13 protein-coding genes are annotated in these 17,213 nt (G+C 47.9%); 1 reads left to right on the top strand and 12 read right to left on the bottom strand.

Annotated elements, in window-relative coordinates:
* Positions 1-5: 5 nt before the first annotated feature.
* From RB297_RS11165 to RB297_RS11180, 4 genes are all read right to left on the bottom strand, one after another.
* The gene (locus RB297_RS11165; protein ID WP_096776006.1) at positions 6-1,061 is read right to left on the bottom strand and encodes an ankyrin repeat domain-containing protein; all 1,056 of its coding nucleotides are present in this window, start codon (positions 1,059-1,061) and stop codon (positions 6-8) included.
* Positions 1,062-1,440: 379 nt separating this feature from the next.
* Complete coding sequence (locus RB297_RS11170; RefSeq protein ID WP_375120455.1) at positions 1,441-1,914, bottom strand: hypothetical protein; 474 nt, start codon at positions 1,912-1,914, stop codon at positions 1,441-1,443.
* A gap of 342 nt (positions 1,915-2,256) precedes the next feature.
* A complete protein-coding gene (locus RB297_RS11175) occupies positions 2,257-2,718 on the bottom strand; it encodes a hypothetical protein (RefSeq protein ID WP_375120456.1) in 462 nt (153 codons plus the stop codon).
* A gap of 441 nt (positions 2,719-3,159) precedes the next feature.
* A complete protein-coding gene (locus tag RB297_RS11180; protein WP_375120457.1) occupies positions 3,160-4,551 on the bottom strand; it encodes a family 4 glycosyl hydrolase in 1,392 nt (463 codons plus the stop codon).
* Positions 4,552-4,724: 173 nt separating this feature from the next.
* Here RB297_RS11180 and RB297_RS11185 point away from each other — a divergent pair, with 173 nt between their 5' ends.
* A complete protein-coding gene (locus RB297_RS11185) occupies positions 4,725-5,576 on the top strand; it encodes an AraC family transcriptional regulator (RefSeq protein WP_347177516.1) in 852 nt (283 codons plus the stop codon).
* Between the two features lie 390 nt (positions 5,577-5,966).
* On the opposite strand, the gene RB297_RS11190 is transcribed toward RB297_RS11185, so the two are convergent.
* The 8 genes from RB297_RS11190 to RB297_RS11225 all read right to left on the bottom strand — a co-directional run bounded on the left by RB297_RS11190 (position 5,967) and on the right by RB297_RS11225 (position 17,128).
* Complete coding sequence (locus RB297_RS11190) at positions 5,967-7,049, bottom strand: Gfo/Idh/MocA family protein (RefSeq protein ID WP_096776012.1); 1,083 nt, start codon at positions 7,047-7,049, stop codon at positions 5,967-5,969.
* Positions 7,050-7,067: 18 nt separating this feature from the next.
* A complete protein-coding gene (locus RB297_RS11195; RefSeq protein ID WP_192571059.1) occupies positions 7,068-8,051 on the bottom strand; it encodes a Gfo/Idh/MocA family protein in 984 nt (327 codons plus the stop codon).
* A 40-nt stretch (positions 8,052-8,091) separates the two neighbouring features.
* Positions 8,092-8,880, bottom strand: a complete 789-nt coding sequence (locus RB297_RS11200; protein WP_096776014.1) for a phytanoyl-CoA dioxygenase family protein — start codon at positions 8,878-8,880, stop codon at positions 8,092-8,094.
* A gap of 94 nt (positions 8,881-8,974) precedes the next feature.
* Positions 8,975-10,666 (bottom strand): extracellular solute-binding protein, encoded by a 1,692-nt coding sequence (locus tag RB297_RS11205; protein WP_332295283.1) that lies wholly within the window; start codon positions 10,664-10,666, stop codon positions 8,975-8,977.
* Between the two features lie 59 nt (positions 10,667-10,725).
* Positions 10,726-11,646, bottom strand: coding sequence for a carbohydrate ABC transporter permease (locus RB297_RS11210; RefSeq protein ID WP_332295282.1), 921 nt, complete (start codon positions 11,644-11,646; stop codon positions 10,726-10,728).
* Positions 11,647-11,679: 33 nt separating this feature from the next.
* Entirely contained in the window at positions 11,680-12,630 is a 951-nt protein-coding gene (locus tag RB297_RS11215) for an ABC transporter permease (protein ID WP_096776017.1), read from the bottom strand.
* Between the two features lie 487 nt (positions 12,631-13,117).
* The gene (locus RB297_RS11220; RefSeq protein WP_375120595.1) at positions 13,118-14,260 is read right to left on the bottom strand and encodes a GntR family transcriptional regulator; all 1,143 of its coding nucleotides are present in this window, start codon (positions 14,258-14,260) and stop codon (positions 13,118-13,120) included.
* A gap of 225 nt (positions 14,261-14,485) precedes the next feature.
* Entirely contained in the window at positions 14,486-17,128 is a 2,643-nt protein-coding gene (locus RB297_RS11225; RefSeq protein WP_375120596.1) for an adenosylcobalamin-dependent ribonucleoside-diphosphate reductase, read from the bottom strand.
* Positions 17,129-17,213 lie beyond the last annotated feature (85 nt).

The raw sequence follows: 17,213 nt of genomic DNA on the forward strand, positions 1-17,213 counted from the left end.
ATATGTTATCGCTTATAGTCAGGCTGCTCCAGAGTAATAGGATTCGGATTGCTGAGAACCCAATGCACTGCCAGCTCGCACAGTCTCGCAGGTTCATCGCTGCCATTTCCGTTGTGCAGTTCATTCGCTAATATTCCTGCCTCCTGAAGTGAAGCGGGATTTAATGGTGTACCCAAGCTAAAGTAATGTATCAAACGATTGAGCATTTTACGATATTGATGATCCCAATTCATCCCGCCATTATCTATAATTTCGTATGACACTTTACCAGTAATCCGGATAACCTCACCCTGTACGGTTTTTGCATGTCCTTTTGAAGGAATGAGTAAATTCCAGAGTTCATGATGTTGTGCCTGCCATCCCTTTGTTGATACTGTTATCGAAGAGGCGCCGTCGTGCGTCTTTCGCTTCTCTACTGGAGGAACATCAAATAGCTCATATAGACGTAAAAGTGCCTCATCGGTTTGATTCAAATATTCTTTATTAAAACCTTCTCTGTGAAATTCAAAGTCGTTTCCGATTCGCTTAATAGAGTCTTGCATCTCCGGCGTTACAGTTGTTCCAGCGTTTAGCAAAATATCGGCAACTTCCGCCATATTGACAATGTCCGCGTTCCTGCACATGGCCAAAGCTTTTTCTAATGGAGTCTGTCTCATTTTATTTATTGCGCTGATATTAGCGCCTTTAGCAACCAACGTGTGAACCGCTTTTGGTTTAAATGAACCTGCGGCGGCAAATAACGGTGTCTCGTTCTGATCATCAACGGCTTCCAGATCTGCACCCAAATCAAGCAGCAGCTCCGTATGACCACACCAACTCATTGCATGTTTGTGCAGAGGCGTTGCTCCGTAATTGTCTCTAGCATTGATATCAGCACCCTGTTCCACGAGCCAGCGAACCAATTCATTCGGTACTTGGTAAAAGCTCAAGGCTGTTGATTTACTGTAACCGCCACGGGCATCCAATTCGCATCGGGTAAATACCTCTTGTAATGCGGATAAATCGCCTGCTTCAATGAGTTCATCAAAATTTTTCGGTAAGGTTTTTTTCTTCTTGCCCATATGTGCTTTCTCTCCTGACGTCAGAATTTATATATCTTCTTCTTTTCCCATTTTTCACTCGGACCGAGAGGCGAATAGCCCAATGCGTCAATAATAAAGATTGTATCTACCCTGCTTGCAATTGGACTTTGCAATATTAATAACTTCCCATGAAAAACATAAATGATTTGTTGGTTTAATAAGTTGCACTAATTTCTGATAACGTTCCTTTATTTACGACGAGAGCCGGCCTTAGATAGCTCCTATCTTAGGTCGGCTCGATGTCATCCGAGTTATCTTCCATGATTATACATCGGACGATCGAGGGGTGTAAGCCCCCGCAACGCGAATATTATGTTATAGATGTATCTCCTGCCTTCTTGAACTGCTAACATGATGTTTATAAAGCGTCATAATAAATGTTTTTTATGTATTTTCGATCCCCATAACGGATTTCTTTTGGATAATCTTCGCTGTTGATCTCCAACTTCAGTAAATCATCATGACTCTCTTTCATTTTACTTTTAATCTCTGCCCCAGAATGAATATTATATAGTATATTCCTTATCTGCTTATCATATTTAATTTCACAACGGACTCCTAATTTCACCATGTTATGCTGATCGGTAAAATCGTTAAACAAATCTATTAATATAAAACTATCCTTATCATCTTTCTTAAAAAAGACAAACATGTCTCCCTTTCCTGCTCTATGTGGTCCTTCACCATAAGATAAATATTGGTTATACAATTCCATCTTATTAAAACCAATATCTAGTTGTCTCATTATTTCTTCTAAATTGAATACCTCGTCCGTATCATCTATCAAATCAAAAAACGGTAGATAAAAAGAAAACTCAATATATCTCTTCATACTTAATTCCTTTCATTTCCCTCGGCGCTTTTTAAATAAATATAGAGAAGTATGCTTCCAAAGAATGATATTTCAACTGCCCCGGTAAGAATCCTCATCCATCGCGTTTCTTTAAAATCAAATAAGATATGTCCTATACAGTATACTGCCGATAGCATGATAACCCATTGAAGTAGTGACTTTTTCATTCGCCAGTCTCCCCCTCTTAGTGACTAAATAGTCTAATAACCCTTAATACTTGATTAAGGTAGCCTACACTGCAAAGTATGATTGTGGAATTTTGGAGTTTAAAATGAAACGGACTAGCGTGACTAGTCCGTTTCTGTTGTTCTCATATTAGGTCTATTGAACTTCTAGTGCTTTTTTAATTTTATCATTCAAATCTTTATCTCTCGATATAGTAATGTATTCGTCCGATTTATTAAAATAATTCTCAGAGCCTAGGATTAATAGTTGTTCTACACCATTTTCTGAAACGACATATTTATATTCCCCACTATCAGTTGCTTCCTCTACTACAATATCTATTTCCTTGCCGTTCTTATGTTCAAGATGTACAAGTTCGAATACTCCCATATCAGATTTAATGTACATCGAGTAATTAGGATTTGTATTGAAGAATGCAGTGTACTTAGAATTATGAATTTCTTGAATTTTGAGCCCCTCATTGTTTAAAAGATCAAGTATATCCTTAGCATGTTGATATTCGTTTGGTACAACTAATGGTTTTGATTCCAGTTGCGAACACCCGAGAGTCAGGGTGCTTAAAATGAACACGAAAATGATACAGATTTTTCTCAACAAAAAATCACCTCTTGATCATATACTATTAGTAATGTTAAACATTTACAAGTTCATAAGATCACTAACGACCGGTTTTTTCCTGTTTCGATATCCAGCAATACGCTACAATACCCATCTGAGCGTTGGAATTGCCTCTCTTTTCAATGGAATGGTATCTGTTACAAATAAGGTTTTACACGAGTCTTTGCGGCTGTCTAAAAACTGTTTTCAACCATACTTAACACTACCAAGTAAATACAGCTGCCACTTGAAGCATGCCGGCTCCACGCAATTCGGCCGTATTAAACCAAAGACCACATGATTCCTGATTAGGGAATCTTGTGGTCTTTTCGCTCTGCTTTTTTAGTTTCGGCGGTAACCTGAGAGCAAATGCTTCACTTAGAACGAATGGCTCCCTTTAACCGGGGCTAAATGTACTCCGCATTAACTTTTAAGTTCAGGTCAATCTTCGTACCAAGCGTCCGGGATCATCTCACGCTCCAGTACCAGCAGTTCTTTGATGATCTGGTCCGCGTCGCTGATGGAATTCACGAGCGGATCCGTCAGCATCGCTCTCCTCAGCTTCTCGTAGCTCTGTTCCACGACGGCCTCAGCCGTAAGCTCATGCGTATCCAGCACAAGCTCCTGCATGCCTCGGATTCCCCGCGGCATCTCGCCTACGTGGACCGGCTTCGCCCCATCCATGCTTACGTCGCACAGCAGCTCCAGGAACGAGTCGTCGCTCATGTTCGTTACCGCCCCGCGGTTTAGCGTGTTGATGAAGAACCGCTTTCCCAGATCTCCCACCATATTCTCGATAATGTCCGTCGCATGATCCGGGCCGAAGGTGTTCATGTAATCGGCAATCGGAATGTTCCCCGAGAGGAAGTCGTCCACCTGGCGCCACATCTCGTCGTGTCGCTGATATCGGTCCTCCGTCTCCCAAATCGATAACGGCGGAATGGAATCCTGCGTCTTGCCGAGAGCTTGCCAGTACCGGACATACTCCTTTGTATGGGCCGTGCAGGTAGGAATGTACCCGAAAATATCGTACAGTTCATACGTGATGGCGTCGTTATGAAGCGCTTTTGCGCCTTGGTCGCCGCCGTTGTTCTCTTCGCCAGCCGCCTTGCGCATGGCCTCCGCAATCGTAGGCATGACATTCTTTCCATCGAACTCCGCTTTCAGCAGCCACGTGAAATGATTGACGCCGGCGACGCGGAAGTCGAACTTCCGGTCAATCTCCGCGGTGAACTCGCTTTGGTCCCCGATAATGCCGGCCCGCACGGCATAATGGGCCTTCTTATGCGGCATATGATGGCTGTCGCACAGCGCGAACGATTTTAGCTTCGGCGCATATCGGTGCAATGCGATACCATGGACGGTAGATGGGTTAATATAGTTGATCACCCAGGCGTCGGGGCACAACTCCTCGATGTCTTTGGCGCATTCCATGATGACCGGAAGCTCCCGCATCGCTCGGAATATGCCGCCCGGTCCGATCGTATCTCCGGAGCACATGCGGATGCCGTACTTCAAAGATACTTGGCAATCGATCCCCCGATATTTCACCGACTGTTCGGCAAAGCTGAGTACAACGAAGTCGGCCCCGGGAAGCACCTGTCTTCGGTCCGTCGAGCCCTCCACCTTCAAGGAGACGTTGTTCTCCCGGGCCACCATCTGGGCAAGTCGCACCATTTTCGACAGCCTCTCCTCATCCGTATCGACCAAAGCAAGCGTTCCCCGATTCAGGTAGGGGGAGTGGACCATCTGCCATATGGACTGACGACCGAAAAACAGGCTGCCTGCTCCGATGACGACCACCTTCGGCTGCTGCATGTTGGAACCATTCATGATTAACCCTCCTCATAGGATATAAGTCCATTATAGGAGAGTGGCCGAAAAGCGGAATGTACGATGGTTTTCAAAACATGTCATATAGTATGATAATTCACATCTCATAAATTCTTTAGTATACTTGCTTAAAACCAATAATGTCATGCGGTAGAGGAGACAGTGGAAATCCGATGTGCGCCAAGAAAATGAACATGAGTATAATCAACGAACTCTCGGAGTATATAAGCCTCCGGATGAGCTCTTATTCGGAACAAGCTCATGACCCGGGCTGGATCGAACACAAGTCGCATCCCGATTACGATCTCTGGTTCATTCAATCGGGCTCGGTGAAGATCACCATCGACGGGGTCGAACATACGGCTGTCCCGGGGGACGTGGTGTTTTTTTACCCCGATATGCCCTATATCGCCTCGACGACCGAGGATGTTTGCCGGTTCTTATACATACATTTCGATTTCGGCATCGGAGAACAACAGCGAATTTTGGGCGAGTTTCAACTCCCGGGTATTGTGGCAGGCGACCTGATCCGGGAAGAAGCAACGCTGTTCACCAAGGCCTATCATCGATTGAAGCAAAGCAGCGGGACGTTGGGAAACCAGCTCTACTTAAAGGCTTTTCTTCTCGTCGTAATGGCTAAAATTCTCGAGCTTCACGGGCATGGGGCCTACGCCGGCAAATTTCTGAATGGCAGGAAGCCGAGAAAAACAGAAGGAAGCCTGGATGTCCTGCAGGACGTATTCCAATACGTGGATGCGAACTTGCAGCGTTCCATTCGGATGAACGAGCTCGCGGCGATTGCCGGCGTCTCCGAGAAGTATTTTATCTCCTATTTCAAGAAAAGCGTGGGCATCACGCCAGGGCAATACATTTCCCAAATCAAAATGAACCGAGCAAGGGATTATCTCTATGAAAAAAAATATACGATCCAGCAGATCGCCGGCTTCCTCGGCTATCCGGATCCGTTCACATTTTCGAAAGCGTTCAAGAAATATTACAACGTGCCTCCTTCGAAATTCGAGTAGCCAGCACCCCCAGATTGTCATCGGATAAACCAAGATTTATTCCAATGCATTCTAAGAGGTGCACCTCAGCTACAACTAGCTCTGAAAAGAAGCCAAGGTAGCCGTGTTCGCAACTCCAATCATCGTGATGATCAAGGTATTCACCATTGCACCGAGCCAAATGTTTCCTGTCAATTTGTATAAACTCCGACTAATCATGGCCGCTGCAAATAATAAGAAAATAAAGGGAAGCAAAACCATGGGATAAAGTCTCGTCTCCTGCCAGAATGAATTGCCCGTCGTAAATAAAACAGCATACTGGATTCCATTGATCAACAGTTCATCTAGGGGTTCAGACCGATGACGCAAATAAAAAAGGAGATCCCCGCCTTCGCGGAAATCTCCTGGTCCTTATTCTTTATCAAAATAAACGGTTGTTCCTGTTTCTGCGGATATATACACGGCCTCTAATATTTGTGAAACAATCATCGCTTCCCTCGGTTTAACCAAGGGTTCGGTATCGTTCACGATACTGTGAATCCATTGTTTGGCTTCATACTCGAAATCGGTCAATTCTTCTCCCCTGAATTGTTCTCGCGCATTCGGATTCACCTCGATTTTATTCAGGAACAAGCTTCCGTCCCGCTCGCCATTGATCCGCAGTTCATTTTTAGCAAAATCCGCTCCTCCCTTCGTTCCGCACAGCAGGTTGCCGCCACCTTCCGCAATGTTAAGGGCCCAGCTGGTTTCAATGATGACCGTCGCTCCGTTTTTAAATTTCACATACCCGAAGGCCGAATCCTCTACCTCGAATTCGTTTGGATCCCAGGCCCCCCATTCGTTCGCGGCATTTTCGGTATACTTCAGTTTATGGAAGACACTGCCGACGACGCTCTCCGGTTCATAGTTATCCATCAACCATAGGATCAGATCCAGGGAGTGGGTTCCAATATCGATCATGGGACCGCCACCCTGCTTCTCTTTATCCAGAAACACGCCCCATGTCGGAACGCCTCTTCTTCGGGTAGCGACCGCTTTTGCCAAATAGATATCTCCAAGTTCCCCATCGGCAATCATCTTTTTTAACAGCTGGCTTTTGGCGTTGGAACGATTCTGGTACCCGACGGTGAGCTTCTTGCCTGTTCGCAAGTGGGCTTCGTACATCGCCTTGGCCTCCGCACCTGTGACGGCCATTGGTTTTTCGCACATGACATGTTTGCCGCTTTCGAGCGCATCAATGGAAATCGTCGCGTGCGAGCTGTTCGGTGTTAGCACATGCACGACCTCAATCTCTTCCATGGCAAGCAGATCGTTGTAATTCGTAAACACCTTAGCGCCTTGCGTGCCGTATTTTTTCGCGGCTTCCTCGGCTCTTTCCGGCTTCAAGTCGCAAAAGGCCACCATCTGCACGTTGTCTAACTTGGATAAACACGGCATATGTTTCCCGTTCGCAATCATTCCGCAACCGATGATTCCTACTTTTACGGTTCTCATGGCATTCCCTCCCTCGCGTTATTTGAACTCTACCGTTCGGTTTTCCTTATGAGCGATGTATGCCGCTTCCAATAGCTCCGTCAATTTCGTTCCCTCTTCCAAACCGAAGGGCATCGGCTTGTCATGAATCAATGCATCCGCCCATTGGATGATCGGAAGCGGCTGCTCTTTAGGGAGTTGAGTGGGTGAGATCCATCCGGAAAAGGGGGAATCGAGCTTCTTCGAGATGACTCTAACGGTATCATCCGAGATCATCAAGGTGCCCTCCGTACCGTAAATCTCAAGTGCAGAAGGGGTTCTGTACGTCACAAGGCTTGTTTCGACCAGTGCGACCGCATTGTTGACGAACTCAATGGAGCACTGCGCATTATCTTCCACTGCACGATGGGTGAAATAATGAAACATGGAGGTGATTCGTTTGGGCTGACCCAACATCCAGCTGGCTAAGTACATCGGATGACATCCCAAATCCATCATCGCACCGCCGCCGGTTTGCTTCTCATCGTACCAGTATTCCGGGAGCCAATTGTTCAACGCGCCGTCGTGGCCGTTCCGAATGCGCAAAAGCGTCACGTCCCCCAATACATGGTCATCGATCAGCTGCTTCGCGAACAATTGGTGAGGCCTTGTGCGAGCCGGAAATGAAATGCAGAACTTGACGCCTGCTTTGCGTACCGCTGCAGAAATCCGATTACATTCTTCTACGGTAAGAGCCATGGCTTTCTCGGTAAAGATGTGTTTGCCGGCCTCAGCGGCAGCTACCATGACGTCAGCGTGCATGCTTGTAGGAGCATCCACCACAACCCCATCGATGTCTTCCCGCTCTAGCAGCGTATCCAAATCCGCTTCAAAATCCGTTCCCAATTGGGCAGCCCATTCGCTTCCCCGTTCAGGCTGTTCGTCCCAGACTGCCGTGAGCTTGACGTTACCGTGAGATAGCAACCTTCTTGCATAATCATCTGCATGCACATGCCACTTACTTAACATCGCAACGTTCAACATGCGTTTCCCCTCCGTCATCGTTTATATTTTTTACAAGATTTTAGTTTTCTTCAAAGGGAGGTGGCGTATAACTTGCTCCAAATGGCGCATCAGGCCTTGAAAAATCCCCCATTAAAGCTCTTCGCACAGGCGTAGTTCTTTGCATAAAGTTGACATCGTTATGAAAACGGTCCGAGGGCTTTACCCACGGAGGGCTATAGATGTAATGCATGGTATAGCGGTCGTAATCCCAATTATGTTCGTGCGCCCGATGCCATACGGCGTTGTGAAACACCAGGACTGATCCTGCAGATGCACATACCACATGGCTGATCGGCGTACCCGAATTTGCAGTCCGGATCGAATCCGGTAGTGGAACGAGACTGCGGTGGCTGCCTGGAATGAACTCCATATTCCCCATGCCGGGTTCTTCCTGATCGGTCAATAAAAATGAAGCACGGAGCTGAATAAGGGGGACTGGGTACCCCAGTTTCTTAAAATCGAAAGCGCTGGATCCGTCCTGATGCCAGCCTCCCATCCTCCCCCTTGCCGGCTGCATCGTATTCCACCCGGACTGCATAATGAATCGATCGCCAAGTAAACCCCTTATCTTCGGTAAAACCGATGGATGATCCATTAAGTTTTCAAGAGCGTGTTCAGACTCATATCCTCTGCCGACTTGACCCCAACCGACCGTACCTGCCGCTTCATGAATTCGAATGGATGCCTGCAGGCATTCTTTGACCTCCTCTTTCGACAGCACATTCGGAATGACAAAATAACCCCACGATTCGAACATAAACTTATCGAGTTCAGTGAATGCGCCTGCTGAAACGACCGGGTTTAACATGAGTTGTCCCCTCTCTTGCATATTTAAAAGAAGACTGACCTAGTATTCATGAAATATTCGGGATGGCAGTGACACCATCCCGCAAACCTCTTCACTAGAACCCGACATCATCACGTTCTGCAGCTTTTTGAGCCACGAACTCCGCCATTTCTTCCACGCCGGCCGCTCTGAATTTTTCTTGAACGCTATGAAGCATATTGAGAGCTTCTTCATCTGACCCTGCAAAAAACGCTTTCTTAAATTCCTCATCGAAATTCAAACTGCTGGTTTTATCGATATATTCCTGATATTTAGGCCACTCTCTTGCAAGGTAGCTGGCGCTTACTTTGTCTATGATTTTGATAGGCATTTTTGCCGAGAAACTTTCCTCCAGCTTTTGCCACTCCGTTTTTTGATCTTCCGGCGTAGGCCAAGTGACTTCAGAGGAGAATGCTCCGATGAACCTTCCTGGAAGATAATTAAGCCCTGCGTCTCTTTTCAGATCCGGGTTTTCATCGAATTGTTTTTTCACATCAGAGATCCATTGGGGTACCCCGTTTTCCATCGTGTAGTGCGTTCCTTCGATTCCGAAATATGCAAGCAATCGGCCTTCTTCGCTGTTGACATAATCAATGTACCGCAATGCGGCATCGGGATCTTTGATGTTAGCGCTTAAGAAAAGGACAGGGAATCCGGAACGGCCGGGTTTTTCCACTTGCGTTCGAATCTCTCCGCTCTTATTCTTCATCGGCCCGAGTAGTTCATATTGCATTTCCGGATTCGTTTTATACAGCGTTTTTTGTAAATCAACTAACATAGGCTGGGCTCCGAATACGGCAAGCTTGCCCGTCGTCAGCTTTTCATTCGCTGTTGTACTCGTATTGTTGAAAGCTTCAAGATCAAACAAACCTTCCGTTAATAACTTTCTCATGTATAACAACCTAGCTTCATGGTCCTTGGACTGCGTCCAGTGAATCAGTTTTCCGTCCACTTCACGGTAGTCCGAAATCGTGTAATCCGTCCATCCGGCAAGGAATTGGCCGTAATCCCACCCGTTCCACATGGTTCCGGCAGGAATGACCGGCTTCCCGCCAATATCCTTGAAACCGCCGTCTCGGATCTTGATCAATAGATCCACTAGTTCTTCTTGCGTATCAATATCCTCCGCTTTTACATTTAAAGCTTTCAGGATATCTCCCCTGGCAAAAAGGCCGTAATTCCAATTATGAATGCTCTCAGGGGTACCGTCCGGGGTCTCCGTAGGAATGAGATACGTCTTGCCTTCGAATTCGGGACTATTGAGATCGAACTCGGCAAAATCCTTCGCGATCCCGGTAGTCACAAGTCTTTTAATATTCGGGTATTTATCGAGATAAGGGGTTAAATCCAGAAGCTGCCCTTCCATGGCCGCCTTCTTGATGACTTGTCCTTCTCCTCCTGTCGTAGACCAGAAAGGTGCGTTAACGATATCCGGAACCGTACCGGAAGCAAAAATGGTGTTTAGCTTTTCTACTTCGCTTGTCGTGATGGATTCCAGTTTCAACGTGACCCCGGTTTTTTCCCTGATCTGCCCGGCTACGGGATTATTCTCCTGGTCCTGCGGGAAACCGGCTCCGCCACCGTTCCAAGCACTGAGGAAAGACAAGGTCACCGGTTTTATTTCTTCAGTACCTTGCTCCTTCGGACCTGTGTCAACCGTACCTGCATCCTCCCCTCCGCCTTTTCCCGTACATGCCGTCATGGTTGCTAGAAGCAGTAAAGCGATTAGTGTCATGCCAAGAACACTCCTGCGCTTGTTCTTCCTCATCCTACAATCCCCTTCCATTGGAAGTTTTTTTATATAAAAGGCATAGCCTTCTATACCGACTACTCCTTAAGAGAACCTACCAGTACGCCTTTCACAAAATATTTCTGAAGAAACGGATACACACAGATGATCGGCGTCGTTATAATGATGACGAACGTCATCCGCAAGGCTTCCGGCGTAACGCCTCGCAGTTCCATCTGCGTCTCGGTCATGTTTTGTATGGCGGATCCGCTATTTCCCGACGACGACGTCATCGACTGGAAAGACGCTTCGCTGATCATCTTGTTCAGGAACGTAGCGGCAGGCTGCAGCTTTTCATTCTGTATGAAAAACTGACCGGTAAACCAGTCATTCCACACGCCCACCCCGACAAACAAAGCAATGGTAGCAAGCACCGGCATCGATAGAGGCAGAATGATTCTGGCAAATACGGACAACTCGCTTGCGCCGTCGATTCGGGCGGATTCCGACAGACCTTCAGGGATCCCGTCGAAGAAGGTTTTCATGATAATCGCATTGAAAAAGTTATATAGGGACGGCAGCACCAGCACCCAAAACGTATCCAGGATGTGGATTTGCCGGAACAGGATGAACGTCGGAATCAGTCCGCCGCTGAACAACGTGGTAAAGAAAAAGAAGAATACGATGTATTTTCTTCCCGGCAAACCTTTCCGCGAAAGGGCGTAGGCTAATAAGGCCGTCAAAAATACGGAGGCAACCGTAACCACAAGGGTTCGGGTAATGGAAATATAGAAGGAATTTAGGATCAAAGTGTTGCTAAAAGCTTTTGCATAGTTTTCTAATGTAAACACTCTGGGGAAAAAATAGATTCCCCCTTTCATCGCATCGTAACCGTCATTGAAAGACAGGGCTAGAAAATAGATAAATGGATATAGCGCCGTAGCGCAGAATAAAAGCAGCGCCGCATAGTTAAGCGTCATATACATTTTGTCTGCCGGCGACAGCCTACTTCCACCCATAACACACACCTCCTCATCTTCAGTGCTAGCTGATCACCATAACGATACGTTACTCACGCGTCTGGATATATTATTGACAGCAACGATGAGCAGAAGCGAGATCGCAGATTTGAATAAACCGATGGCCGTGGAATATGCTAATTGCCCCTGTTGGAGGCCTGTTTTTAAGACATAAGTGTCCAAGATCTCCGAGACGCTTAAGGTTGCCGGGGACTGCATCAGCCAAATTTGGTCAAAACCCGCGTTCAGTATTCCGCTGAGTGAGAAAATAAGCAATATGGCGATCGTTGGCGTAAGACATGGAAGCGTGATCTTGAATAGTTTGCTCCACCTTCCAGCCCCGTCGATTTCCGCAGCTTCATACAAGTGTGGATCGATATTCGTTAACGCGGCTAAATAAATGATCGAACCCCAGCCTACGCCTTTCCAGATGTCGGATATGAGGACCAATGGATAGAATAATTCCGGCTTTCCCATAAAAAAGATCGGATCCAAACCCATTTGGTACCGAATGTCATTGATAAGCCCTACGTTCGGAGACAGGATTTTTTGAAGCAAGGTAACGACAACGACCCACGAAACGAAGTGCGGCAGATAGGAAATCGTTTGAAACACTCTTTTGATTTTTTTGTGCATGACGGCATTGAGCATTAAGGCTAGGATCAAGGGAGCTGGAAATCCGAAAATAAGCTTAAGGGCGCTAATGGATAACGTATTTCGGAGCACATCGTAAAAACTGGAATCGTTTAAAAACTGCTCGAAATATTTAAATCCTGCCCACGGACTCCCCAATATCCCCAAATTGAATTTGTAATCTTTGAATGCGATGATAATGCCGTACATCGGATAGTAAGCAAACACCAGGAACCAGATGATAGCAGGAAGCAAAAATAAGTATATGTGCCTGAAATACCATATTCTAGTTAGTTTCTTATTCTTTTTTAATTGTTCCAATCCAGGGATAAGAGCACCCTTTGGTACCATTCTCCGAACACCTCCTACATCTTCGTCGTACGGTATATAGCGACTGTCTCCCCCTCCTCCATTGCAAGCGGTTTCAATTTTATAGTTTAAATATATTCAATATGGTGTAGGAATCATTCCACAATTTCCTCATTTGGTTAAAAAGTAACCTTAAGTTGTAGATAAACGGGGCAAAAGCCCCTATCCCCAACCTTCTTTTCAGGTGTTTTTATTCCTTGGCAAGGATACATTATATTCAATATATCCTTATGAAATGGTCTGATAAAAAGTAATATTCTGAGATGTAGCGACCTGTGTAGGGTTTGAAGAGCTTCTGCTGGATTTCTTTATCGAATTGATTTTGGGAACTATTATGGGGGGAGGATTTTATGAGTGGTTGACCTAGTAAAAGAGTCCGCGCAGCCATCGCTTGCATTGTCAGGCTCGAATAGAAAGCGCATCGGACTCGTTATTAGGTTGCATATATAGGAAGAAGCGGGTGTTGGTATCAGAAAGTGGATGCAACGTTTTTTCCCGTCGTCTCGCCAATGACCAATTCCGGCTCCACTAGGGTTTTAAAGTATTTTCCGTCTTGCCCGTCATCACTGTTAATGACCTCTAGCAGCGTATAAGCCGCACGGTAGCCCATGTCTCGTTCAAATTGTTTAACATGCGTAAACGCGCCGTATCCTTCGATGATGGAAGTGGGATCGTCAAAACTGATGATGGATATGTCCTCAGGCACCTTCAATCCGGCTTGACGCGCAATCTGATAGATTTTTACCCCAAGAATTCCATTAAGCGTAATATAAGCCGTTGCCATCCGATTTTTGATATAGCGGTACAATGGATGGGTTTCAGCTTGCTCAAGGCTTCCGATTTCAAAACCGGTTACGATATGGGCAGGGTTAATGAGTGCCCCCTTTTCCTTGAAGGCATTCATATATCCATCGATCCGTTCTTGAACGGTTACGGTTTGTATGGGCGAATCGGAGCAGATGGCGATATCACGATGCCCCAGCTCCCACAGGTAATTGACCGCCATGTTAGCGCCAAGCCTGCCGTCCGATGCGATATAATGCGTTTCCACCCCGGGAAGGTAACGGTCGATGAGAACAAACGGAAACCCCGCAAATTTCATGCTTAATATTTCCTCATTGAATAATTCCTCGTCCACCGGGAAAATCAATAACCCCTCTACTCCGATGTTACTGCATGTCTGGATCGCCTCTTTTTCCTTATCAATATCGCCCTCTGATAAATAGATAACGCAGCGGTAATCGTTCTCTTTCAGCGCTTGCTGAATACCTTGTATAAGTCGAATCGTAAAATAATCATAAATGCTGGGCATAATGAGCCCGATCAACCGCGTCCCCATTTCTCCGCTAGTCTTATGGACAGGTTTTACGGTACTTATAGGAGGAGTGGCCGGCATTTGAGATTCGGGCTCGCTTACAAAAGTCCCCTTTCCGGGCACCCTGGTTATGATTTTTTCGTTAACCAAGCCGGCCAGGGCATTAACGACCGTAATCTTGCTTACTCCAAAACGCTCCATGAGTTCCTTTTCCGTAGGTATACGATCTCCAACCTTCAGTACCTGCGACGATATCAAGTCGCGTATATACTCTTGAATCCTCTGATACAAAGGCATTCTTTCCGTAGAGCTCAACCGAATCACCACATTTCATTCAATATGTTTAATATATACGTTACGAATGGCGTAAGCGTTTTATTCCATGCTCTAATCATGGAAACAGCGGCAGCCATGGACGAGAAAATCATGTCCTGACTGCCGCTGTTTATTTATTGATCTATCATATTCGTTAGCTTGCGCGGGAAAATCAAATTTTGGAGGGAGCTCTTCCCTACGACTTCCTTAAGAGCACTTACTATACCCGCAGTTCCCGCACGTCTTGCATCCCTCGATGTTAATCAAGGATGCCCCGCCGCAGGACGGGCACAGATCCAGCGACATGCTGCCGCCTGCGTGCGCGCCATGTCCGCCGTGGCCCGCAGCTGCCGTTGCCCCGCCTTCGCCTGCATCGGCAGGCGCCATCGTGGCTGCGACCGGTGCCGGATCATGGTCATGATCCGCCTCGGCGTTGTTGGCCACGTGCGTCTCGAGCGCCTTCGCCACGGCGTCGGCGATGGACTCGACGCGGTTCGCGCCGAAGCCGATCGCGCCGGTGCCGCCGATGCCCTTGAGGTGCTTGATCAGCAGCTCCACCTTGTTGCCGTGGTCTCCGTAACGGAGGAACAGGGAGCATACGCGGCCCAGGGCTTCCGCCATCGCGAACACATCCGATCCGGCTTTGCCGACGTTCAGGAAGATTTCGCTTGGAATGCCGTCCAGATCATTGATCGTGATGTACGCCATGCCGAACGGCGTGTTCATTTTATAGGTTGCGCCGCGCAGCACTTGCGGACGCTTTTTGTATTGTTTATCCAGTCCGCTCTTGCTCGGGGAGGCTGTCACGGCCACGCTTGCAGCAGCCGGCTCCACGCTCGCCGTTTCCTCAGCGGCTTGGCCTGCAGCGCTTTGCTCCAGCGCCGCTTCCGCGGTAGAAGCTGTTGTCGCTTCGGCGGCTTTGTCTTCTTTTTTCTCCGTCTGCAGGACCTGCACGTCGCGGCTGCCGTCGCGGTAGATCGTTACGCCTTTGCATCCCAGATCGAATGCCAGCTCATACAGGCGTTTCGTATCTTCAACCGTGAAGTCGGACGGACAGTTCGCCGTCTTCGAGATGGAGCTGTCCACCCAGCGCTGAATCGCCGCCTGCACGCGGATGTGATCCTCGGCGGAGAGACTCATCGCGGTGACGTAATAGTCCGGAAGCTCTTCGCCCGGATGGCTGTCCAGCCAATCCTGAGCAATCGGCACGAACTGCTCGTCGAAGCCGAGACGGCTTTGACGGAAGTATTTGAAGGCAAAGTACGGCTCGATGCCCGTCGAAGTTCCAACCATCGTACCCGTGCTTCCCGTCGGCGCTTGGGTAATGACGGTAACGTTGCGGACGCCTTTTTTGCGGACCGCTTCGGCAACTTCCGGATACACCTCGGCCATATTTTTCATGAAGCCGCTTTGCAGATACAGTTCGGCATCGAATGCCTGGAACGAGCCCTTCTCCTCGGCAATATCCGCGGATGCAAGATACGCTTCGCGCGCGATGAAGCCATACAGCTTATCCAGGAACTCCAGCGATTCCGGGCTGCCGTAACGGATGTTCAGCTTGATCATCAGCTCGGCCAGACCCATTGTTCCGAGGCCTACGCGGCGCTCTTTTTTCTGGTTCAATTCGTTTTCTTCGAAATGGTAAGGCGTCCGGTCGATGACATTATCCAGGAAACGCACGGAGTAACGCGTCGTCGTAGCCAGCTCATCCCATGCAACGTCATGATTCGCTTCATCGTAGAACTTCGACAGGTTCATCGCGGACAGGTTGCATACGCCCCAGCCCGGAAGTCCCTGCTCGCCGCAAGGGTTGGTACAGATGATCGGGTTGAAATACCAGCTGTTGGACATCTGGTTGTAGTATTCCATGAAGACCACGCCCGGCTCTGCCGATTTCCATGCGGATTCGATAATGGTGTGCCATACCTCGCGTGCTTTAACCGTTTTATATGGAATGATGCTGCGTCCGGCTTTCTTCCATTTATCCAAATCGCCGTCCCACAGCTCATCGTAATCCGGATCGGTGGTATCCGGGAACACCAGCTCCCAGTCCAGGTCTTCCTTCACGGCTTTCATGAAAGCGTTGCTGACGCATACCGACAGGTTCGCGTTCGTGACTTGTCCCATCGTCTGCTTCACCGTAATGAAATCCTCCACGTCCGGGTGCCAATCGTTCATCATCAACATGAGCGCGCCGCGGCGGCTTCCGCCCTGCTCGATCAGGCCTGTCGTATAACTGAACAATCCGCCCCACGATACCGCACCGCTGGAGGAGCCGTTCACGCCTCTAACGATCGCGCGCCGAGGACGAAGGGAAGACAAGTTGATGCCGACACCGCCGCCGCGCGCCATAATCTCGGTCATCTCGCTCAGGGTTTCCATGATGCCGCCCCGGCTGTCCTTCGGGGAAGGAATGACGTAACAGTTGAACAGCGTCAATTCATCGCTTGCACCCGCTCCGGCCGCAATCCGTCCGCCCGGCACCAGCTTCCAATCATCCAGAATCTCGCGGAATTTCCCGCGCCACTCTTCCTGCAGTTCCGGCGTTGCCTCAACCGATGACATGGCGGCCGCGAGTCGATCCCACATTTCTTCCGGCGTTTTCTCGATGGTTAACGTCAGCTTCTCCACATCCGACTCCACAAGCTCGCCCTTCCGTGTCTTCACGGTGACCTTGCGGCCTTCGCGTTTCACGATTTCGCCGACTTCCTTGGTCGGAAATTTAGGATCATCCTTCGTCAGCACGAGCACCACGTCGCCGACCTTGGCGTTGTTGGTGTCCGCATCCTTCCAGGCATACCGGTCCAAAAAGATCTTCTCGCTTAAACCTTCCAGCCGCTGATTCTGCATCGTACTCAAGTGCAACTACCTCCTATATAAGATATAAAATTTAAAAGATTCCCAAGTATGTGCTCACCAACAACATAACCTGTTA

Source organism: Paenibacillus sp. CR_12 (assembly GCF_041953985.1).
Lineage (GTDB): Bacteria > Bacillota > Bacilli > Paenibacillales > Paenibacillaceae > Paenibacillus_AQ > Paenibacillus_AQ lautus_A.